This is a genomic window from Arthrobacter sp. MYb229 (assembly GCF_002975405.1).
GTDB lineage: Bacteria > Actinomycetota > Actinomycetes > Actinomycetales > Micrococcaceae > Glutamicibacter.
On the sequence record NZ_PCPS01000007.1, the window covers coordinates 101,778 to 122,861 of the forward strand.

The 21,084-nt window shown below is 63.4% G+C and carries 20 protein-coding genes; 19 read left to right on the forward strand and 1 reads right to left on the reverse strand.

Going from position 1 to position 21,084, the window contains the following annotated elements:
* Positions 1-5 precede the first annotated feature (5 nt).
* The 19 genes from lysA to CQ019_RS16110 all read left to right on the forward strand — a co-directional run bounded on the left by lysA (position 6) and on the right by CQ019_RS16110 (position 19,787).
* On the forward strand, positions 6-1,427 hold the full coding sequence (gene lysA / locus CQ019_RS16020; RefSeq protein WP_105554276.1) for a diaminopimelate decarboxylase: 1,422 nt from the start codon (positions 6-8) through the stop codon (positions 1,425-1,427).
* Entirely contained in the window at positions 1,428-2,717 is a 1,290-nt protein-coding gene (locus tag CQ019_RS16025) for a homoserine dehydrogenase (RefSeq protein ID WP_105570113.1), read from the forward strand.
* The gene (gene thrC, locus CQ019_RS16030) at positions 2,718-3,818 is read left to right on the forward strand and encodes a threonine synthase (RefSeq protein ID WP_105570114.1); all 1,101 of its coding nucleotides are present in this window, start codon (positions 2,718-2,720) and stop codon (positions 3,816-3,818) included.
* A 77-nt stretch (positions 3,819-3,895) separates the two neighbouring features.
* Positions 3,896-4,855, forward strand: a complete 960-nt coding sequence (gene thrB / locus CQ019_RS16035) for a homoserine kinase (RefSeq protein ID WP_258134040.1) — start codon at positions 3,896-3,898, stop codon at positions 4,853-4,855.
* 330 nt (positions 4,856-5,185) lie between these two features.
* Complete coding sequence (gene rho / locus CQ019_RS16040) at positions 5,186-7,519, forward strand: transcription termination factor Rho (RefSeq protein ID WP_105570115.1); 2,334 nt, start codon at positions 5,186-5,188, stop codon at positions 7,517-7,519.
* 148 nt (positions 7,520-7,667) lie between these two features.
* On the forward strand, positions 7,668-8,744 hold the full coding sequence (gene prfA, locus CQ019_RS16045; RefSeq protein WP_105554272.1) for a peptide chain release factor 1: 1,077 nt from the start codon (positions 7,668-7,670) through the stop codon (positions 8,742-8,744).
* 18 nt (positions 8,745-8,762) lie between these two features.
* A complete protein-coding gene (prmC, locus tag CQ019_RS16050; protein ID WP_105554271.1) occupies positions 8,763-9,635 on the forward strand; it encodes a peptide chain release factor N(5)-glutamine methyltransferase in 873 nt (290 codons plus the stop codon).
* Between the two features lie 4 nt (positions 9,636-9,639).
* Positions 9,640-10,326 carry an L-threonylcarbamoyladenylate synthase gene (locus tag CQ019_RS16055; protein ID WP_105554270.1) on the forward strand — a complete coding sequence of 229 codons (687 nt, stop codon included), beginning with the start codon at positions 9,640-9,642 and terminating at the stop codon, positions 10,324-10,326.
* Positions 10,323-11,441 (forward strand): MraY family glycosyltransferase, encoded by a 1,119-nt coding sequence (locus tag CQ019_RS16060; RefSeq protein WP_105554269.1) that lies wholly within the window; start codon positions 10,323-10,325, stop codon positions 11,439-11,441. The genes CQ019_RS16055 and CQ019_RS16060 overlap by 4 nt, the downstream gene beginning before the upstream one ends.
* Before the next feature lie 145 nt (positions 11,442-11,586).
* Positions 11,587-12,021 (forward strand): hypothetical protein, encoded by a 435-nt coding sequence (locus CQ019_RS16065; RefSeq protein ID WP_105554268.1) that lies wholly within the window; start codon positions 11,587-11,589, stop codon positions 12,019-12,021.
* A gap of 286 nt (positions 12,022-12,307) precedes the next feature.
* Positions 12,308-13,099: a F0F1 ATP synthase subunit A gene (gene atpB / locus CQ019_RS16070; protein WP_105554267.1), complete on the forward strand. Its 792-nt coding sequence runs from the start codon at positions 12,308-12,310 to the stop codon at positions 13,097-13,099.
* A 103-nt stretch (positions 13,100-13,202) separates the two neighbouring features.
* On the forward strand, positions 13,203-13,415 hold the full coding sequence (locus CQ019_RS16075) for an ATP synthase subunit C (protein WP_013348621.1): 213 nt from the start codon (positions 13,203-13,205) through the stop codon (positions 13,413-13,415).
* A gap of 82 nt (positions 13,416-13,497) precedes the next feature.
* Positions 13,498-14,052, forward strand: a complete 555-nt coding sequence (locus tag CQ019_RS16080; protein WP_096283894.1) for a F0F1 ATP synthase subunit B — start codon at positions 13,498-13,500, stop codon at positions 14,050-14,052.
* On the forward strand, positions 14,052-14,864 hold the full coding sequence (locus CQ019_RS16085; RefSeq protein ID WP_105554266.1) for a F0F1 ATP synthase subunit delta: 813 nt from the start codon (positions 14,052-14,054) through the stop codon (positions 14,862-14,864). Before CQ019_RS16080 ends, CQ019_RS16085 begins: the two co-directional genes overlap by 1 nt.
* Before the next feature lie 126 nt (positions 14,865-14,990).
* The gene (atpA, locus tag CQ019_RS16090; RefSeq protein ID WP_105554265.1) at positions 14,991-16,628 is read left to right on the forward strand and encodes a F0F1 ATP synthase subunit alpha; all 1,638 of its coding nucleotides are present in this window, start codon (positions 14,991-14,993) and stop codon (positions 16,626-16,628) included.
* 75 nt (positions 16,629-16,703) lie between these two features.
* Positions 16,704-17,597 carry a F0F1 ATP synthase subunit gamma gene (locus CQ019_RS16095; protein ID WP_096283888.1) on the forward strand — a complete coding sequence of 298 codons (894 nt, stop codon included), beginning with the start codon at positions 16,704-16,706 and terminating at the stop codon, positions 17,595-17,597.
* Between the two features lie 35 nt (positions 17,598-17,632).
* Positions 17,633-19,078 (forward strand): F0F1 ATP synthase subunit beta, encoded by a 1,446-nt coding sequence (gene atpD / locus CQ019_RS16100; protein WP_096283886.1) that lies wholly within the window; start codon positions 17,633-17,635, stop codon positions 19,076-19,078.
* Positions 19,079-19,080: 2 nt separating this feature from the next.
* The gene (locus CQ019_RS16105) at positions 19,081-19,350 is read left to right on the forward strand and encodes a F0F1 ATP synthase subunit epsilon (RefSeq protein ID WP_096283884.1); all 270 of its coding nucleotides are present in this window, start codon (positions 19,081-19,083) and stop codon (positions 19,348-19,350) included.
* Between the two features lie 8 nt (positions 19,351-19,358).
* On the forward strand, positions 19,359-19,787 hold the full coding sequence (locus tag CQ019_RS16110) for a DUF2550 domain-containing protein (RefSeq protein WP_105554264.1): 429 nt from the start codon (positions 19,359-19,361) through the stop codon (positions 19,785-19,787).
* Positions 19,788-19,868: 81 nt separating this feature from the next.
* Here CQ019_RS16110 and CQ019_RS16115 read toward each other — a convergent pair whose 3' ends face one another.
* Entirely contained in the window at positions 19,869-21,077 is a 1,209-nt protein-coding gene (locus tag CQ019_RS16115) for an N-acetylglucosamine-6-phosphate deacetylase (RefSeq protein WP_105554263.1), read from the reverse strand.
* Positions 21,078-21,084 lie beyond the last annotated feature (7 nt).

Genomic DNA, 21,084 nt, shown 5'->3' on the forward strand with positions numbered 1-21,084 from the left:
TTCTTATGACCGCTTCACCACTGGCTCCGGCCTGGCTCAGTTTCCCCGCCGACCCCAACGCGCTGCGCGAGGTGCAGTGGGCCTCCGGAGTTTCCCGCGATGCCCACGGCGAGCTGGCCGTGCAGGGCGTGGCGGTCTCGGAACTGGCCAGGGAATTCGGCACCCCGCTGTTCGTGCTGGACGAAAACGACTTCCGCGCCCGCGCCCGCGGGTTCAAAACCGCCTTCGATGCCGCCTTCGCGCAGCTGTGCGGCGCGGTGGACGTGTACTACGCCGGCAAGGCGTTCTTGTGCACCGAGGTGGCCCGCTGGGTCACCGCCGAGGGATTGCGCCTGGACACCTGCTCCGGCGGCGAGCTCGCGGTGGCCCAGGCCGCCGGCGTGCCCGGGGCGAAGCTGTCGCTGCACGGGAACAACAAGTCCGTGCCGGAGATCGCCCGCGCCCTGCGCATGGGCGTGGGACGCATCGTCATCGACTCGCTGGACGAGCTGGAACGCGTGATCTTGGTCGCAGCCGCGGAGGGGATCACGGCGCAGGTGATGCTGCGCCTGACCCCCGGGGTGCACGCCTCCACCCATGAGGCCATCGCCACCGCGCACGAGGACCAGAAGTTCGGGCTGTCCATCCAGCCCGGGCCCACCGGCACCTCCCCGGCGCTGGCGGCCATCGCCCGCGCCCTGGAGGCCCCGGGCATCAACCTGCTCGGCCTGCACGCGCATATCGGCTCGCAGATCTTCGACGCCGAGGGCTTCGCCATCGTCGCGCGCACGATGCTCGGCATCCTCGCCGAGGTGCGCGAACGCCACGGGGTCACGCTGCCCGAACTGGATCTGGGCGGCGGCTACGGCATCGCCTACACCGAGGCCGACCACCCCTCCACCCCGGCGAAGCTCGCCGGGCAGATGGCCGAGGTGGTCGCCGCGACCTGCGCGCAGCTGGGCATCGACTGCCCGCGCCTGTCCATCGAACCGGGCCGCGCCATCGCCGGGCCCTCGACCTTCACCCTCTACGAGGTGGGCGTGCGCAAGGACGTGTTCGTCGAGGACGGGGCCGGGGGCACCGCGCCGCGGCGCTACGTGTCGGTGGACGGCGGGATGAGCGACAATGCCCGGCCGGTGCTCTACGACGCGGATTACAGCGCCGTGCTGGCCAACCGTGTGACGCAAAGCGACGCGATTATTTCTCGCGTAGTTGGGAAACACTGCGAGTCGGGTGACATAGTCGTGAATGACGTTTACCTGCCCGAGGACGTAGCCGCCGCCGATTTGCTGGCGGTTCCGGGCACCGGCGCCTATTGCTGGGCGCTGTCGAGCAACTACAACTACCTGACCCGTCCGGCGGTGGTTGCGGTGCGCGACGGCCAAGCCCGTCTGATCGTGCGCAGGGAAACCGAATCCGATTTGTTGGCCCGTGACATGGGAGTTTAAGTGAGCGGTGAAAAAAGCCTGAAGGTCGCCCTGCTGGGTTGCGGCACGGTAGGTGCCCAGGTGGCACGAATCCTGATCGAGGACAGCGGCGCCCTGGCGGCCCGCTCCGGCGCGAGCTTGGAACTGACGGGGATTGCCGTGCGCAACCTGGAGTCCAAGCGCGATGTGCAGCTCGACCAGCAATTGTTCACCACCGATGCCAATGCGCTGATCGACGGCGCCGACGTGGTGATCGAGCTGCTCGGCGGCATGGAGCCGGCCGGGGAGTACATTTCCCGGGCGCTGGCCCGCGGGGCCAGCGTGATCACCGGGAACAAGGCGCTGATCGCCGCCCGGGGCGCCGAATTGAACGCGCTGGCCGCCGCCTCCGGCGCCCAGCTGCGCTACGAGGCCGCGGTGGCCGGGGCGATTCCGATCCTGCGCCCGATCGCCGATTCGCTGGCCGGGGACCACATCACCAAGGTGATGGGCATCGTCAACGGCACCACCAACTTCATCCTCGACGCGATGGACACCACCGGCGCCGCCTTCGACGACGTGCTCGCCGAAGCCCAGGCGCTGGGTTATGCCGAGGCCGATCCGACCGCCGACGTGGGCGGGCACGATGCCGCCGCGAAGGCCGCGATCCTCGCCTCGCTGGCCTTCCACACCACCGTCTCCTCGGACCAGGTGCACACCGAGGGCATCACCGAGGTGACCGCCGCCGACGTATCCGCCGCCGCCGCGGCCGGCTACGTGATCAAGCTGCTGGCCATCGCCGAGAAGTCCGAGCAGGGCATTTCGGTGCGCGTCTACCCGGCGCTGGTCAACCGCAACCACCCGCTGGCCACCGTGCACGGTGCGTTCAACGCGGTGTTCGTCCAGGCGCAGAACGCCGGGGACCTGATGTTCTACGGCGCAGGAGCCGGCGGCAACGCGACCGCATCGGCCGTGATGGGCGACGTAGTCGCCGTCACCCGCCAGCTGGCCGCCGGGGCCCCGCTGCCCAATGGCTCCGCGGATGCCGCCGCGAGCCTGATGGACTTCTCCGCGATCACCACGCGCTACTGGATCGGCTTGACCGTCTCCGACGAGCCCGGAGTGCTCGCGCGCATCGCGGCGATCTTCGGCGAGCATGGGGTCTCCATCGAATCCATGAACCAGCAGGCGGCGCACCCGGATGCGGCAGCCCAGCTGCGCATCCTCACCCACCAGGGCACCGAGGCCGCGCTCAGCTCCACCGTGGCGGCGCTCACCGCGCTGGACGCGGTGGATTCAGTCCTATCCGTAATGCGAGTTGAAGGAAACTAAGTGGCGCATCAGTGGCGTGGAGTCATCCGCGAATATGCCGACCGGCTGCCGGTCGATGAGAACACCCAGGTCATCACGCTCGGCGAAGGCGGGACCCCGCTGGTCTTCGCCCCGGCGCTGAGCGAATTGACCGGATCGAGCGTCTATCTCAAGGTCGAGGGCATGAACCCGACCGGCTCCTTCAAGGACCGCGGCATGACCATGGCGATGACCGCCGCGGTGGCCGCCGGCGCCAAGGCCGTGGTCTGCGCCTCCACCGGCAACACCTCCGCCTCCGCCGCGGCCTACGCCACGCAGGCCGGGCTGAAGTGCGCGGTGCTCGTCCCGGAGGGCAAGATCTCCATGGGCAAGATGTCCCAGGCGATCGCGCACGGCGCGGACATCATCCAGATCGACGGCAACTTCGACAACTGCCTGGACGTGGCCCGCAAGCTCAGCGAGAACTACCCGGTGTTCCTGGTGAACTCCGTGAATCCGGCGCGCATCGAAGGCCAGAAGACCGGCGCGTTCGAGGTCGTCGACTTCCTCGGCGACGCCCCGGACTACCATGTGCTTCCCGTCGGGAACGCGGGCAATATCACCGCCTACTGGAAGGGCTACAAGGAGTACGCGGCCGAGTACACCACCCAGGCCGGCGGCAAGCTGCCGGCGGTCTCCACGAAGACCCCGATCATGTGGGGCTTCCAGGCCGCGGGCGCCGCGCCGATCGTGCTGGGCCACCCGGTCACCGAACCGGACACCATCGCCACCGCGATCCGCATCGGCAACCCGGCCAGCTGGGAGCAGGCCGAGGCCGCGCGCGATGAATCCGGGGGACAGATCGATTCGGTGACCGACGAGGAAATCCTCGCCGCGCACCGCTGGCTCTCCTCCCGCGAGGGCGTGTTCGTGGAACCTGGTTCCGCCGCCGGGGTTGCCGGGCTGATCAAGCACCACGGCGCCGGCAACGTGCCGACGGGCAAGAAGATCGTCATCACCGTCACCGGCCACGGCCTGAAGGACCCGAACTGGGCCCTGCAGAACCCGGACGGCACCACGGTGGAACCGACCAAGGTCGGCTTCGACGTGGTCGAAGTTGCCACCGCCCTGGGCCTGGCCTAAAAAATGCAGCATCGGCCCGCCGCATCATCCCTCGATGCGGCGGGCCGAGCACTATCCGAGCCAAGAATGATACGCCGATGAACCCCGAACTTCTCGAAGGAACCATGACGCAGCAGATAGCCCTGGGCCAGCACCTCATCGTGGCCCCTCCGGCCACCAGTGCAAACCTCGGCCCGGGCTTCGACTCGCTGGGCCTGGCGCTGGAATACCGCGACCGCCTCGAAATCCGCACGGTAGAGCAGAGCTCCGTGACGCTGACCGGGCAGGGCGCGGACACGCTGCCCACGGACGAGTCGCACCTGATCATCGCGCAGATGCACGGCTACTGGAAGGCGCGCGGTTTCGCTCCGGTGGGCATCGAGCTGAAGGCGGAGAACAATATCGAGCATGCCCGCGGCATGGGATCCTCCGCCGCGGCCATCGTTGCCGCCTTCGCCGCCGCCGACGCCTTGCTCCCGGAAGATGCGCGCGGCGGCATCGACGCCATCTTCCAGGCCGCCGCCGCCTGGGAGGGGCACCCGGATAACGTGGCCCCGGCCGTGTACGGGGGATTGAGCATTTCCACCACCGATGCGGCAGGTAGCTTCACCACGGTGGCCGTGCCGCTGCACCCGGCGGTGCGCGCGGTGCTCGCCGTGCCCTCGAACGGGCTCTCCACCGAGGCCGCCCGCGGGGTGCTGCCGGCGCAGATCGACCACGCGCAGGCCTCGGCGAACTCCGCCAGCGCCGCGCTGCTCATCCACGCGCTGAGCAATGACCCAAGCCAGCTGCTCGGCGGAACCCGGGACTACCTGCACCAGGACTACCGGGCGGTGGCCATGCCCGAAAGCGCCGCGCTGCTGCGCGCCTTGCGCGGGAATTCGCTGGCCGCGGTGGTCTCCGGGGCCGGTCCCACGATCTTGACCCTGGTCTCCGATGAGGCCCAGCTGCAGGCCGCCCGCGCCGTAATCGAGTCATTCGCCACAGGATCTTCGGTGTCGTGGAGCATTAAAGTGCCCGAACTGGCCAAGAACGGTGTTACAGTAGAAGTGCTGTAACACTCACGGCAGACCGGATTGCTGAGCGCATTGCGCAGTAATGAATCCACTTGGCCAGTGTTGATCGGGCGAAATCGGTTTACCGAACTTTCGTTCGTCCAGCCGTTCCGGATCTTTTCTGCAGTTCGCAGCACCTCTGATATCCCACGTTTGTGCACTCCTCGTGCCGTCGAGATATCAACCTTTTAAGTCCAGCGTTTGCCTTACACAATCTTTTAGCGTGAGCGGCCTGGATGGCGTGACGACCATCGAATCTCGGTCGTGACGCCTATACATACGGCACAGTGGGTTGCTTGAACCAGCCCATCCTACGAGTCAGAAGGAACTTTCGTGACCGAAACCACAAGCCTCAACGAAGGCGTGGACACTAAGACTTCCGAAACCAAGAGCGCCGGCCTGGCCTCTTTGAAGATGACCCAGCTCCAGCAGCTGGCCTCCCAACTAGGCATTACCGGCGGATCGCGCATGCGCAAGGCCGATCTGGTGAAATCCATTGGCGATCATCAGCGCGGTGGCTCTGTAGCCTCCAAGGAAACCGGCAAGGAATCCGCCAAGGCAGCCAAGGCTCCGGCCAAGGAGCAGAGCGAAACCGCCGAAAAGGCTCCTGCGAAGAAGGCGGCGGCCAAGGCCCCGCGCGGTCGTCGCGCACCTAAGGCCGAGGCCGAAGCGCCAACTCAGGGCGAGGCTTCGACCCAGGCGGCAGCTCCGGCAGCTGCGGCAGAGCCGAAGACCGAGCAGGCCGAAAAGCCAGTGCGGGCACGTCGCACCTCGCGTCGCGTCACCGACTCGGGCAAGATCAGCGCTCCGGCAGCCGAAGGCGGCGAAACTCCGCAGCCAGCGGCCGAGCAGGCTCCGGCCGCGAAGGCCGAGCAGACGCAGGCTCCGCGCCAGCGTCGTAACTCGCGTGCGAAGGCCGAACCGGTCGCCGCGGAGAACACCGAAGCCGCTGCGGAAGCCAAAGCAGATGCTGGCGCATCGGCCCCGGCCGCCGAGGGCGAAAACCAGCCGGAGGCCCGCGAAGAGCGGCGCGAACGCGGCAACCGCCGGGAACGCAATTCCAATCGTCGCGAGCGCAACGCCGACCGTGGCGAGCGCACCGAGCGCAGCGAGGCCGATACCGACCGCAACGATCGCGAAGAGCGCGGCGAACGCGGCAACAACCGCAACGAGCGTGAAGAGCGCGGCAACAACCGCAACGAGCGCGAAGAGCGTGGCGAGCGCGCCAACGACCGCAATGACCGGCGTGAGCGCAGCAACGACCGCAATAGCGACCGCAACAACGAGCGCAACGACGAGCAGGGCGCAAACGACTCCGAAGACCGCAATGAGCGTTCCAACGATCGCAATGACCGCAATGCCGAGCGCAGCGAACGCAACCGCAACCGCCGCGAACGCAACCGCGGGGACCGGAACGACCGCAGCGATCGTAACGACCGCAATGATCGTAACGATCGCAACGACCGGAACAACCGCAACCGCCGCAACCGCCGTGATGACCTGGACGAGCCACAGCTGAGCGAAGACGATGTCTTGCTGCCGGTGGCTGGCATCCTGGACGTGCTGGAGAACTACGCGTTCGTCCGCACCTCCGGTTACCTGCCAGGCCAGAACGACATCTACGTCACCCTGGGCCAGGTCAAGAAGTACAACCTGCGCAAGGGCGATGCGATCGTCGGTGCGGTCCGCGCTCCACGCGATGGCGAAACCCCGAATCCGCGCCAGAAGTTCAACGCCCTGGTGCAGCTGACTTCGGTGAACGGCAAGAAGCCCGAAGACAACAAGGAGCGCGTCGAGTTCAACAAGCTCGTCCCGCTGTACCCAACCGAGCGCCTGCGCCTGGAAACCGATCCGAAGCTGGTCGGCCCACGTGTGATCGACCTGGTCGCCCCGATCGGCAAGGGCCAGCGTGGCCTGATCGTTTCGCCTCCGAAGGCCGGCAAGACCCTGATCCTGCAGGCTATCGCGAACGCGATCACCATCAACAACCCAGAAGTGCACCTGATGATGGTGCTCGTTGATGAGCGTCCCGAAGAAGTCACCGACATGCAGCGCACCGTGAAGGGCGAGGTCATCGCCTCCACCTTCGACCGTCCGGCAGATGACCACACCACCGTCGCCGAGCTCGCCATCGAGCGCGCCAAGCGCCTGGTGGAAATGGGCATGGACGTCGTGGTCTTGCTTGACTCGATGACCCGCCTGGGCCGTGCGTACAACCTGGCCGCTCCTGCTTCCGGACGTATCCTGTCCGGCGGTGTGGATTCGGCCGCGCTGTACCCGCCGAAGCGCTTCTTCGGTGCCGCCCGCAATATCGAGAACGGCGGCTCGCTGACCATTCTGGCCACCGCGCTGGTGGAGACCGGGTCCAAGATGGACGAGGTCATCTTCGAGGAGTTCAAGGGCACCGGCAACATGGAGCTGCGCCTTTCGCGCAAGCTCGCCGACAAGCGCATCTTCCCGGCGGTCGACGTCAACGAGTCCTCGACTCGCCGCGAAGAGCAGCTGATGAGCGCCGAAGAGGTGCGCATCATGTGGCGCCTGCGCCGGATGCTCTCGGGCATCGATCCGCAGCAGGCCCTCGAGGTGCTCACCGGCAAGATTCGCGAAACCGAATCGAACGCCGAATTCTTGATGCTGGTCAACAAGACCACTCCCAACAAGGATTAGCACCCCTGACCGCCATGGCGTTCAGGCAGTCGGCATTTCACGCCGACCGCCTGGACGCCATCGGCGCGTCACACGACATAGACTTTGACTACAGCGCGCGACGCACGATCCGTGGGCCGGGCAACGCATAACAGGAAGAACAGCCAACATGTTTGAATCCGTCAAGACGCTACTTGAGGAGCACGCCGCGATTCAGGCGGAGCTTTCAGACCCAGCAGTCTACGCCGACCAGGCCAAGGCCCGCAAGCTCGGACGACGTTCGGCTCAGCTCAAGGGCATCGTCGACGCGTACAACAAGTGGAAGCAGGCCACCGAGGATCTGGAAGCCGCGCAGGAAATGGCCGATGAGGATCCGGAGTTCGCCGAAGAGGTTGAAACCCTCAAGGTGGCCTTGCCCGAGCTGGAGGAGAAGCTGCGCCGCCTGCTGATCCCGCGCGACCCGAACGACGCACGCGACGTGATCCTGGAGGTCAAGGGCGGCGAAGGCGGCGACGAGGCGGCCCTGTTCGCCGCGGACCTGCTGCGCATGTACACCCGCTTCGCCGAGCACAAGGGCTGGAAGGTGGAGATGATCTCCTTCAACGAGTCCGATCTGGGCGGCTACAAGGACGCCCAGGTGGCGATCAAGGGCAAGTCCAACGACCCGGCCGAAGGCGTCTACGCGCAGCTGAAGTTCGAGGGCGGCGTGCACCGCGTGCAGCGCGTGCCGCAGACCGAGTCCCAGGGCCGCATCCACACCTCGGCCGCCGGCGTGCTGGTGCTGCCCGAGGTGGACGAGCCCGAAGAGGTGGACATCCACGCGAACGACCTGAAGGTCGACGTGTACCGTTCCTCCGGCCCCGGCGGGCAGTCCGTGAACACCACCGACTCCGCGGTGCGCCTGACCCACATCCCCACCGGCATCGTGGTCGCCATGCAGAACGAGAAGTCGCAGATCCAGAACCGCGAAGCCGCGATGCGCGTGCTGCGTTCGCGCCTGCTGGCCCACCAGCAGCAGATCATCGACGAAGAGAACTCCGCCGTGCGTGCCAGCCAGATCCGCACCATGGACCGTTCCGAGCGCATCCGCACCTACAACTACCCGGAAAACCGCGTCGCGGATCACCGCACCGGCTACAAGGCGTACAACCTGGATGCGGTGATGGACGGCGAGTTGGCTCCGGTGATCGAATCCTGCATCCAGCTCGATGAAGAAGAGCGCCTGGCGGCGCTGGGCGAACGCTAAGCGGCAAAGAGCCATAGCGTGGAGCAGCTGAATACCGCGCGGCGGGCCGCCGCCGCGGTTCTCTCCGACGCCGGGGTGCCAAGCCCCGGCGTCGATGCCGACCTCTTGCTGTGCTTCGTCACCGGGGACAGCCGTGCCGAGCTCAAATTGCGCGAGCTGCGCGGGGAAAACCTCGACGAGGCACAGTACGCACAATATCTGGACCTTGTAGACCGACGGGCGCGGCGCATCCCGCTGCAGCACCTGACCGGCGAGGGCCATTTCCGCTACCTGACCCTGCAGGTCGGGCCCGGGGTATTCTCGCCGCGCCCGGAAACCGAGTCGGTGGTGCAGGTAGGTCTGGACTTCATCGGCTCGCTACAAGGTTCACGTTGTGTAGACCTGTGCTCCGGGTCCGGGGCGATCGCCGCCGCGCTGGCCACCGAACTGAGCGCATCCACCGTGTGGGCGGTGGAACTCTCCGCCGAGGCGATCGGCTATACCCGGGCGAACTGCGAACCGCTGGGCGTGAGAGTCCTGCACCAGGACGCGGCGCAGCTGCCCGTTGCCCTGCACCGAACCATGGACCTGGTGATTTCGAACCCGCCGTACATCCCGCCCAACGCGATCCCGCGCGAGGTCGAGGTGCGCGAGCACGACCCGCAGATGGCGCTGTACGGGCTGGGCAGCGACGGGCTGCGGATCCCGCGGGCGGTTTCCGCCGAAGCCCTGCGGCTGCTGCGCCCGGGCGGCATGTACGTGATGGAACACGCGGAGGTGCAAGCCGCCAGCGCCGCCGCGATGCTGGACGAACTGGGTTTCGAGGCGGTCACCGGGCACCAAGACCTCACCGGACGGGCGCGAGCCACCAGCGGCCTTGCCCCGTTATCCTCCGACCGCATGAAAGAATAAACCCGTGAGCACAACATTTGATGTCAGCAACGCAGAGCAGCGCGCCGCAGCGATCACCGCAGCCAAGGAAACCCTCGGCGAGAAGCGCTGCATCGTCCTACCCACCGACACCGTCTACGGGATCGGCGCCGACGCATTCAGCCCGCAGGGCGTCGCCATGCTGATGGCCTCCAAGGGCCGCTCACGCAATATGCCGCCTCCCGTGCTGATCGCCCAGGTCGCCACCATGGACGGGCTCGCCCGGGACATCCCCGATGAAGCCCGCAAGCTCGCCGAGGCCTTCTGGCCCGGCGCACTGACCCTCATCCTGCAGGCACAGCCCTCGCTGACCTGGGATCTGGGGGAGACCCGCGGCACCGTCGCGCTGCGCGTGCCCAACGACGACACCGCGCTGGAACTGCTTGGCGCCACCGGACCGCTGGCCGTCTCCTCGGCCAACCGCACCGGCCAGCCGGCGGCGACCACCGTGGACGAGGCGATCGCGCAGCTCGGCGAGAGCGTGGACGTGTACCTCGACGGCGGCGCGCGCGGCAGCTCCGATGGCGGCGCCACCCTGCCTTCGACCATCGTCGACGCCACCGGCGAGACCCTCCGCGTGGTCCGCGCCGGCGCCATCGACATCGGCGAACTGCGCGTCGTGGTCCCGAACATTGCGGATGTGGAGCCCCAGGCTCCGAGCCAGGACGCATGAGAAGCTACGTCCTGCTGATCGCGTTCAGCTTCGCCACCTCCTTTTTGCTGACCCCGATCATCCGTTCGATCGGCCACCGCTTCACCCGCAGCCAAATGGTGCGCGAACGCGACCAGCACAACGCGCCGATCGTGAAATTCGGCGGGTTGGCGATCATGATCGCCTTCGGCGCCGGGCTCTGGCTGGCCAGCCACTTCAGCTTCTTCGCCGGGGTCTTCGAAAACGGGCTGACCATCCGCGGCATCGCCATCGCACTGGTGATGATCGCGCTGCTCGGGCTGTGGGATGACGTCGGCGACCTGCGCTGGTACTACAAGGCGGCAGGCCAGGTGGCCATCGGCGCGGTGATCGCCGGACACGGCATCCTGATCCGCTCGCTGCCGGTTGGCACCTGGCGGATCGAGGAGCCCTGGGCACAGGGAGCCCTGACGGTGTTTCTGGTCGTGCTGACCATGAACGCCATCAACTTCTCCGACGGGCTCGACGGGCTCGCCGCGGGCCTGGCCGCTATCGGCGCGGCCACCTTCTTCCTCTACTCCTACATCCTGGCCACCCATGTGAGTGCCGATGACTACGCGAATGTCGGAGCGCTGCTTTGCGCTTTGTTACTCGGTGCGTGTGTGGGATTCCTGCCACATAATTTCAACCCCGCGAACATCTTCATGGGGGAGACCGGGGTGCTGACCATCGGGCTGATCCTGTCGGTTTCGGCCATCGCGGTCACCGGCGACGTGCAGGGGCTCGATGCCCATCGTTTCCGCAATGTGCCGGCCTACATGCCGATGGTGCTGCCGATGGTGATCGTCTTCCTGCCGGTGCTCGATCTGAGCCTCTCGGTGGTGCGCCGCCTGCTCAACAAGCGCTCGCCCTTCTCCCCGGATTCCAAGCACATCCACCACCGCATGCTCTCCCAGGGCCACTCGGTGCGCAAAAGTGTGGTGTTGCTCTACATCTGGGCGGCATTGGTGGCCGCTACGGTCGTATCGATCGCCTTCATACCGCTGGTCATCTTGATCCCGGTCATCGTGATTCTGGTTATCGGAGCCGCCTTGCTCACCTGGTGGCCGCTGGTCTCGGTGCGTTACACCAACCTTCGGGCCAAGCTCGGGAAGTAACCAGAACCCAAGCAGTTTCTATCTCGTGTAGAATTCATGGTGGATCATCTCCCGCGAGGGTAATAACCGTGCGGGGGAAATGAGTATCATCAGCATCATCCGGTGCCCGATGGATCGTCGAAAGTGAACAGAGGAGGATGCGGAGATGAATTCACGTTCTGACCGCATAACCGCCTCTGCCGCTCCGAAGTCCATCTGGCTGCCAATTCTTGGTATCTCCGTGCTGTACTCGTTGATCGCAACGGCCGCATTTTTCCTGATTTCGTGGCTGCTTGCAGATTTGCGATACGCACTTTCCGGGGCGTTTGCCGCCGGCTTAGTGATCGGCTTCTTCGCCGTCAGCATCTTGATTGCTGAGGCCGCCGGACGAATCCGCAGCACGTGGGCGATGCCCGCGTTTCTGGGAACATTCGTCATCAAGGTATTTGGCATTGCCTTCGTGCTGTTGAACCTGGGGTTGCCCGAATGGGTCAACCGTCAGGGATTCGTGCTCGCAGCTGCGGTCTCACTCGTTGCCTGGCAGGTCGGCGAGGTTCGCGCCTTCATGAAGACGCGCCTTGCCATCTACAACGAGTCATAGACATTTAGCCCGCGACGTTTATGTCATGGGTGAGCTGTGAGTTTGATAGGCTTACTACGGGTCATTTTCGGCAATTCGTTTAAATACGAGGGGCCGTCTCCGAAAGGCATTCTCAGGGGAACCTGAGGGTGGCACTTCATCAACGTCGATGTGCTATGCAAAAGCGCTGATGGAACCCGTTTGATTTTTTCTTCACAAGGTGAGAGGCAGTTACCGCCAGTCACCGCCTTTTGCCCGTGACCGTTACTGCAGAGAGGACAGCGCGTTGTTCGCGTTTGCGCTCCCAATGGCCTCAGAAGAAGGCGGATTCATTCCGCCATCCGTATCCGATACTCACCTCCCAGATATTTTCCCTTGGATGGTTGAGTACGGCACCGGTTTCGGCAAGCAGATGCTCATGATCGTGCTTTCGATCGTGCTCATTACTTGGTTCTTCACCGCGGCCATCAAGAACCCGAAGCTGGTTCCAAGCAAGACGCAGTACCTCGCCGAGTCCGGCTACGCCTTCGTGCGTAACGGAATTGGCCGCGACATCATTGGTGAGAAGAACTTCCGTCCTTGGATTCCTCTGCTGTTCGCGACCTTCTTCTTCGTCCTGCTGAACAACCTCTTCGGAGCAATTCCGTTCCTGCAGATTCCATCGTTCTCACACGCTGGTTCTGCATACGCGATGGCCATCATCATCTACGGCACCTGGATTGCCGTGGGTTTGAAGAATCATGGTATTCGCTACTTCAAGTTGGCCGTCGTTCCATCCGGTGTTCCGGGCTGGATCATGCCACTGATGATTCCACTGGAAATCATCTCTAACTTCATCGTTCGCCCACTGACGCACTCGCTGCGTTTGATGGCAACGATGCTGGCCGGTCACATGATCGTGATGCTGGCAGCTGCCGGCGCACGTCACCTGATCGTTGTTCAGGATTCCTTGGCTATGAATGGTCTTGGCATCTTGGTCATCCTCGGATCGGTCGCAATGTACTTCCTGGAACTGCTGATCATGGTGCTGCAGGCGTTCGTTTTCGCCTTGCTTACCGCGATCTACCTCCAGGGTGCAATTGAAGCCGACGCCCACTAAGGCCAACACTTCTTCTAACCACTAAAGATCTTCCTTGAGTCGCTCAAGGAATACCTCACAACCTACCGGCAAAAGTTCGGTATCTTGAAAGGAACATAATCACATGTTGCATGGCTCCCTGAATATGATCGGCTACGGCCTGGCTGCAATCGGTTCGGCAATTGGCGTGGGCTTGATCTTCGCTGCTTACATCAATGGTGTTGCACGTCAGCCAGAAGCTCAGCGCATCCTGCAGCCAATCGCAATGCTTGGCTTCGCACTTGCCGAAGCACTTGCAATTTTGGGCCTGGTTTTCGCTTTCGTTATCGGCGCCTAGTCTTTTCGCGACTGTAGTAGTGGCCTCGCCACTGTTGCGAGGCGTACACACATGCGGAAACTAGTAGATAGGAATAGTGAGAATGAACAGCACTGAATTCATCCTCGCTGCGGGCGAATCGGTTAACCCGCTGTTGCCGAACCCGTGGGAGATTCTCGTCACGGGCGTTGGCTTCGCGGTATTGCTCTTCATCGTCATCAAGGTGATTGCTCCGAAGTTTGAGCAGTCCTATGAAGATCGCGTCACCGCGATCGAAGGTGGACTTGAGAAGGCTGAGGCCGCTCAGAAAGAAGCAGAGGAGACCTTGGCTCAGTACAAGGCCCAGCTTCTGGAAGCGCGCACCGAAGCTAACCGCATCCGTGAGGAAGCACGTAGTGAAGGTGCACAGATCCTTGCCGATCTGAAGACCAAAGCAACCGATGAGGCTACTCGTATCACCGAGCAGGCTCAGCGTCAGATCGAAGCAGAGCGCACCAGCGCCCTTGCTTCGCTTCGCAGCGATGTTGGCTCTTTGGCCACCGAGCTTGCAAGCAAGATTGTTGACGAAGCTCTGCAGGACGATACCCGTGCACAGCGCGTGGTTAATTCGTTCCTGACCGATTTGGAAGCTCAGCAGAATGCAGGTGCATCGAACTAATGGCAAGTGTATCGAGCGAGTCATTGGCAAAGGCCTTGGAGTTCTTGGAACCAAAGCTGGCGCAGGCATCTGTTGATCTGCCGAAGGATCTGTTCGCGGTCCTGGAAGTACTGGATGCAAATGCCGGTCTTCGCCGCGCATTGACTGATCCAGCACGTGAAGCTGCCGCTAAGGCAGGCCTTCTGGCCCAGCTGTTGCGCGGAAAGGTTTCGGCTGACGCCGAAGCAATCGTCGCAGAGTTGGCTTCGTACCGCTGGAGCTCGGAACGCGACATTAGCGATGCGCTCGAAACGCTGGCAGTCACCGCGGTCACCGCGGTGGCAGAGCAGCAGGACGGCGCTTCGGGGCTGGCCAAGCTGGAGCAGGATCTGTTCTCCTTCATCGAGGTAGTTCGTTCTAACCATGAACTACAGCGTGCGTTGGATGAGGCGCAGGCCCCAGCCGAAGCAAAGAGCGCCCTGGCGCTCAAGCTCGTGCCTAACGCGTCGCGAACCTCGAAGGTATTGATCCAGCAAGCGGTGGCAGCTCCTCGTGGGCTCAAGCCAATGGCCTTGGTGGAACGTTTCGTTGAGTTGGTGGCCAAGCGCCAGCAGCGCTGGATCGCTACGGTGACCAGCTCTGTCCAGCTTTCCGAGACTCAGCTTCAGCGACTTCAGCAGGGCTTGAACAAGTTCTACGCTCGCGAGCTGAACCTCAACACCTCCATCGACCCAAAGTTGGTCGGCGGATTGGTGGTCAAGGTTGGCGACGAAGTTGTCGACGCTTCCGTGGCATCACGCGTGGCCGATTTGCGCCGCGCACTGGCTAGCTAGGAATTTTCGGTGGGGGAGCGATCCCCGCATCGAAGTCCTAGCTAACCAGGACCACAACAGACTTCATTCATATTCGATTCGTAATCTTTTTCTACGGATCACAATTTAGGAGAGCAGGGACTGCAGATGGCCGATTTGACCATCAATGCCGACGACGTCCGTAATGCCCTAAACGAGTTCGCTACTTCCTACGAACCGGGTAAGGCAGAGCGTACCGAGGTGGGACGCGTCGTCAGCGCGAGCGACGGCATCGCCAAGGTGGAGGGTCTTCCTTCCGTCATGGCCAACGAGTTGCTCAAGTTCGAAGACGGAACTCTGGGCCTGGCCCAGAACCTTGACACCCGCGAAATCGGTGTTGTCGTGCTTGGTGACTTCACCGGCATCGAAGAGGGCCAGAAGGTTGAGCGCACCGGCGAGATCCTTTCGGTTCCAGTAGGCGACGCCTTCCTGGGCCGCGTGGTTGACCCATTGGGTGAGCCAATGGATAACCTGGGCCCAATCGAGGCCGAGAGCCGCCGTGCACTGGAACTCCAGGCACCAGGCGTCACCCAGCGCAAGAGCGTGCACGAGCCAATGCAGACCGGTCTGAAGGCTATCGACGCCATGATCCCGATCGGCCGTGGCCAGCGTCAGCTGATCATTGGTGACCGCCAGACCGGTAAGACCGCTATCGCGGTTGACACCATCTTGAACCAGCGCGCCAACTGGGCCTCCGGCGACGAGACCAAGCAGGTTCGCTGCATCTACGTAGCGGTTGGACAGAAGGCATCGACCATCGCTGCCGTACGTCAGACCCTCGAAGAGCAGGGCGCTTTGGAGTACACCACCATCGTGGCCTCCCCGGCATCCGACCCAGCTGGCTTCAAGTACCTCGCCCCATACGCAGGCTCGGCCATCGGCCAGCACTGGATGTACGGTGGCAAGCACGTGCTGGTAGTCTTTGACGATCTGTCCAAGCAGGCTGAAGCATACCGCGCCGTGTCGCTGTTGCTGCGCCGTCCACCAGGACGCGAAGCCTACCCAGGCGACGTGTTCTACCTACACTCCCGCCTGCTTGAGCGTTGTGCCAAGCTCTCCGACGAACTCGGTGCAGGTTCGATGACCGGTCTGCCGATCATCGAGACCAAGGCAAACGACGTGGGCGCGTTCATCCCGACCAACGTGATCTCGATCACCGACGGTCAGATCTTCTTGCAGTCGGACCTGTTCAACGCCAACCAGCGTCCAGCCGTCGACGTGGGTATCTCCGTATCCCGCGTGGGTGGTTCGGCACAGGTCAAGGCCATGAAGAAGGTCTCCGGTACGCTGAAGCTCGAATTGGCCCAGTACCGTGACATGGCGGCCTTCGCCATGTTCGCTTCGGACCTGGACGCCGCTTCCAAGCAGCAGCTCACCCGTGGTGCACGTCTGATGGAACTGCTCAAGCAGGGCCAGTACCAGCCGTACGCCGTGGAAGATCAGGTTGTATCGGTTTGGGCCGGCACCAACGGCTACCTGGACGATGTTCCAGTGGAAGACGTCCGCCGCTTCGAAACCGAGTTCATCGATTACCTGCGTCACCGCACTCAGGTTCTGACCGTTATCGGCCAGACTGGCAAGCTGGAGAACGAGACCGTGGAAGCCATGAAGGCTGCCGTCGTCGACTTCAAGGCTGGCTTCTTCGGTGAAGGCGATGACCAGCTGGTTGCAGCCGGCCACGAAGAGCATGACGCTCTGAACGCCGAGTCCGTCGACCAGGAAAAGATCGTCAAGCAGAAGCGCTGACATTTTCTTTACGCAGGGGTGGGGCGCTGCTAGCGGCGCCACGCCCCGATCGTAAGGATTAAGGAAAGGACACACATGGGAGCCCAGATTCGGGTCTACCGCCAGAAGATCGGTTCGACTTCGTCGATGCGCAAGATCTTCAAGGCGATGGAACTGATCGCTGCATCCCGCATCGGCAAGGCACGTGCGCGTGTTTCGGCTTCATTGCCGTATGCCAATGCGATTACCCGTGCAGTAACCGCCGTCGCGTCCCAGGCCGATGTCGATCACCCATTGACCACCGAGCCGGCGCAGGTTCGCCGCGCCGCGGTCTTGGTTATGACGTCGGACCGAGGCCTCGCCGGGTCCTACTCCGCCAGCGTTCTGAAGCAGGCAGAGCATCTCGTGGAACTCCTGCGTGAGGAAGGCAAGGAAGTCAAGACCTATTTGGTCGGCCGCAAGGCTCAGGCTTACTTCGATTTCCGTTCGCGCGAGTACGCCCGAGTGTGGACCGGGGACACCGATTCCCCGCGTTTCGAAACCGCACGCGAGCTGCGCGAAATCCTCCTAGAGGACTTCGCTACCGATTACGAGCAGGGCGGTGTGGAGGAGATCCACGTCGTATACACCCAGTTCAAGTCGATGGTCACGCAGGAACCGACGGTCATCCGTCTGTTGCCGTTGGAGGTAGTCGAGGATGAGACCGAGACGCCAACCGACGAGTTGTTGCCACTGTACGAATTTGAGCCATCGCCGGAGGAAGTGCTTGACGCGCTGCTTCCGCGGTACATCGATTCGCGATTGTTCAACGCCCAGCTGCAGTCCGCAGCCTCGGAGCTCGCTGCTCGTCAGCGTGCGATGAAGGCTGCTGGCGACAACGCTGGCGAACTAATCAAGAAGTACAAGCGATTGCTCAACAATGCCCGTCAGGCTGAAATCACCCAGGAGCTTTCGGAAATTATTGCCGGCGCAGACGCGCTGAACAGCTAAATTTCGAAACTCCGACCAGACAAGAAGTGAGAAAGATGACTGCCCAACTCAACGAGCAGGTTACCGCAGGGGCCACCGGTCGTATTGCCCGCGTGATTGGCCCGGTCGTGGACGTCGAGTTCCCTGCCGATGCACTGCCTTCAATCTACAACGCCCTCACCGCCGAGCTAACCCTCGCCGGTGTAACCAAGACCATTACCTTCGAGACCAGCCAGCACCTCGGTGACAACATGGTCCGCGCGGTATCCCTCCAGGCCACTGACGGCCTGGTACGCGGTACCCAGGTAATCGACACCGGCGCTTCGATTTCCGTCCCTGTTGGCGACGGCGTCAAGGGCCACATCTTCAACGTTTTGGGCGAAGCCCTGGACGTTGACAACTCGGAGATCCAGGTCACCGAGCGCTGGCCAATCCACCGCCAGCCACCTAAGTTCGCAGACCTTGAGGGCTCGACCGAGATGCTGGAAACCGGCATCAAGTCGATTGACCTTCTCACCCCGTACATCAAGGGTGGCAAGATTGGTCTGTTCGGTGGCGCAGGTGTGGGTAAGACCGTGCTGATCCAGGAAATGATCACCCGTGTGGCACGTAACTTCGGCGGTACCTCGGTATTCGCCGGTGTGGGCGAGCGCACCCGTGAAGGTAACGACCTCTGGGTCGAAATGGAAGAAGCCAACGTTCTGAAGGACACCGCCCTGGTGTTCGGCCAGATGGATGAGCCACCTGGAACTCGCTTGCGCGTGGCACTGTCGGCACTGACCATGGCGGAGTACTTCCGCGATGTGCAGAACCAGGACGTGCTGCTGTTCATCGACAACATCTTCCGCTTCACCCAGGCCGGTTCCGAGGTGTCGACCCTGTTGGGCCGCATGCCTTCGGCCGTGGGTTACCAGCCGAACTTGGCCGATGAGATGGGCCTGCTGCAGGAACGCATCACCTCGACGAAGGGCCGCTCGATCACCTCGATGCAGGCCGTCTACGTCCCGGCCGATGACTACACCGACCCGGCTCCAGCTGCAACCTTCGCTCACTTGGATGCAACCACCGAACTGTCGCGTGAAATCGCGTCGCGTGGTCTGTACCCGGCGATCGATCCGCTGACCTCGACCTCGCGAATCCTGGATCCGCAGTACATCGGTCAGGCGCACTACGACACTGCCATCCGCGTGAAGGCTATTCTGCAGAAGAACAAGGAACTGCAGGACATCATCGCGATCCTCGGCATTGACGAACTGGGCGAAGAGGACAAGATCGTCGTGTCGCGTGCACGCCGCATCCAGCAGTTCCTGTCGCAGAACACCTACACCGCAAAGCAGTTCACCGGTGTTGAGGGTTCGACCGTTGAAATCAAGGACACCATCGAAGGCTTCACGGCCATTTGCGATGGCGACTTGGACCACATCGCAGAGCAGGCGTTCTTCAACATCGGCGGTCTTGATGACGTCGAGCGCCAGTGGGCCGAAATCCAGAAGGCCAGCTAACCATGGCCGAACTTCAGGTCGAAATCGTTGCGGCGGACCACTTCGTGTGGTCCGGCGCTGCGAAGCTGGTCAAGGCACGTTCGGTTGACGGCGAGATCGGCGTTCTGCCCGGTCACGTTCCGATGCTGTCGGTGCTTGCCGCTGGGGATCTGGAAATCGATCCAGTTTCCGAAGCGCGCTTCTCGGTGCAGATCGACGGTGGCTTCTGCTCCGTCGATTCGGATCGCGTAGTGATCGTCGCCGATAACGCTGTGATTGGTACCGCAGCGTAGGCATTGAATTGATCGAGATAACCGCACCAGTTCTGATAGCGCTGCTGGTATTAACCTGCATCGTGTTGTTCTTCGGTGCCATGGGTGTGCGCCGCATTCAATTGCGGCGCACCCTGGGCACCTTCGACGCCTCCATCCGCACGCCCAAGGGCCGCTGGATGATGGCGATCGGCCGCTACGGCGGGGGACATCTGGACCTGTTGCGGTTTTTCTCTGTCTCCCCGGTGCCCAGCTACGTGCTGCAGCGCCGCGGATTAGAAATGAACGGTTGGCGTCGGCCCAGCGAGGATGAAGCGATGCAGATTCCTCCGGGGTTCGTCATCGTGCAGCTCACCCAATCGGGCGAAGAGCAGCTGCTTGCGATGGACTACCGCGACTACACGGGTTTCTCCGCCTGGCTTGAAGCCGGGCCGATCGCCGGCAGCTGGCAAATCTGAGCCAGCGCCGCAAAAACGCATCCCGCCGTGTCCACCCATTGGGTGGACACGGCGGGATGCGCTGTTTAAACCGGATGCGGGTTAGAGGACCTGCCCGTTGCGGATCACCTGCTGCAGCTGCAGCTTCGCGTCTAGCATCACCACGTCGGCGCAGAAGCCATAGTGCAGGCTGCCGACCTCGTCGGCCAGACCGATCAGCGCGGCGGGGATGGAGGTGGCGGACTCGATGGCCCGGGTCAGCGGGATGCCCGCGTCGACCGTGCAGCGCAGCACCTCAAGCAGGGTGCTGGTGCCGCCGGCCAGCGAACCGTCGGCCAGGCGGGCCTGCGAATCCTTGACCTCAACCTGCGCCGGGCCCAGCGAGTAGTGCCCGTCGCTCAGCCCCGTGGCGGCCATCGAATCGCTGACCAGCACCACATGGCGCCCGCCGATCAAGTTGAACACCAGGCGGACCGTATCGGGGGACAGGTGCACATCATCGGCGATGAGTTCCACGAAGGCGTTGCCGCGCGAGGCCTCCTCCAGGCAGGCGGCGACCGGACCGGGCTCACGGTGATGCAGCGGAGGCATGCCGTTGAACAGGTGGGTGACGGTGGGCTTCTCGGTGAAGCCGTCCACCCCGGCGTTGCTCAGCTGGTCGCGGGCGTAGCGCAGGGATGCGGCGGTGACCTCGGCGCTCGCGTTCGTGTGGCCCAGGGAGGGCACGACGCCGAGGATCACCAGCTGTTCGATCAGCTCCTCGCAGCCGGCCAGCTCCGGGGCGTAGGTCATGGTGCGCAGCTGGCCGCGGCTGGCGGCCACGAGCTCTTCGACAAATTCGGGGTCCGGGTCGGTGAGGTAGCGCGGATCTTGCGCCCCGCAGCGCGCCGCTGAAAGGAAGGGGCCTTCGGCGTGGATGCCGGCGATCTGGCCCGCCTCGGCGAATTCGGCCAGAATTTCGGCCGCCCGGGTCATCTCGCCCTGCTCGGCGGTGACCAGCGAGGCGAGCAGGGTGGTGGTGCCGGCGCGGTGCAGGTACTCCAGGGCGTCGGTGACCGGCCCGTGTTCCGGGGCGGCGAAATCGGCGCCGAGGGCCCCGTGGCAGTGCAGGTCGATCAGCCCGGGGATGAGGATGGTGCCTTCGGGCACCGGATAGTCGGTGAATTCTTCCGCCTCGGGCAGGGCGAGCCAGTCGTCGCGGTTGCCCGCGAAACGGATTCGATCGTCCTCGATGGCCAGCACGCCATCGCTGACTTCCTGTCCATCGGAGACGAGAGTGGCGAAAATGGCGTAACGCGAAGCGGTATTCATGTACCTA

What these genes read in the sequence shown, in the direction of transcription:
- lysA (WP_105554276.1), top strand. Translation starts at nt 6, where the DNA reads ATGACCGCTTCACCACTGGCTCCGGCCTGGCTCAGTTTCCCCGCCGAC.
- thrB (WP_258134040.1), top strand. Translation starts at nt 3,896, where the DNA reads ATGAACCCCGAACTTCTCGAAGGAACCATGACGCAGCAGATAGCCCTG.
- prfA (WP_105554272.1), top strand. Translation starts at nt 7,668, where the DNA reads ATGTTTGAATCCGTCAAGACGCTACTTGAGGAGCACGCCGCGATTCAG.
- CQ019_RS16060 (WP_105554269.1), top strand. Translation starts at nt 10,323, where the DNA reads ATGAGAAGCTACGTCCTGCTGATCGCGTTCAGCTTCGCCACCTCCTTT.
- CQ019_RS16065 (WP_105554268.1), top strand. Translation starts at nt 11,587, where the DNA reads ATGAATTCACGTTCTGACCGCATAACCGCCTCTGCCGCTCCGAAGTCC.
- atpB (WP_105554267.1), top strand. Translation starts at nt 12,308, where the DNA reads ATGGCCTCAGAAGAAGGCGGATTCATTCCGCCATCCGTATCCGATACT.
- CQ019_RS16075 (WP_013348621.1), top strand. Translation starts at nt 13,203, where the DNA reads ATGTTGCATGGCTCCCTGAATATGATCGGCTACGGCCTGGCTGCAATC.
- CQ019_RS16080 (WP_096283894.1), top strand. Translation starts at nt 13,498, where the DNA reads ATGAACAGCACTGAATTCATCCTCGCTGCGGGCGAATCGGTTAACCCG.
- CQ019_RS16085 (WP_105554266.1), top strand. Translation starts at nt 14,052, where the DNA reads ATGGCAAGTGTATCGAGCGAGTCATTGGCAAAGGCCTTGGAGTTCTTG.
- atpA (WP_105554265.1), top strand. Translation starts at nt 14,991, where the DNA reads ATGGCCGATTTGACCATCAATGCCGACGACGTCCGTAATGCCCTAAAC.
- CQ019_RS16095 (WP_096283888.1), top strand. Translation starts at nt 16,704, where the DNA reads ATGGGAGCCCAGATTCGGGTCTACCGCCAGAAGATCGGTTCGACTTCG.
- atpD (WP_096283886.1), top strand. Translation starts at nt 17,633, where the DNA reads ATGACTGCCCAACTCAACGAGCAGGTTACCGCAGGGGCCACCGGTCGT.
- CQ019_RS16105 (WP_096283884.1), top strand. Translation starts at nt 19,081, where the DNA reads ATGGCCGAACTTCAGGTCGAAATCGTTGCGGCGGACCACTTCGTGTGG.
- CQ019_RS16115 (WP_105554263.1), bottom strand. Translation starts at nt 21,077, where the DNA reads ATGAATACCGCTTCGCGTTACGCCATTTTCGCCACTCTCGTCTCCGAT.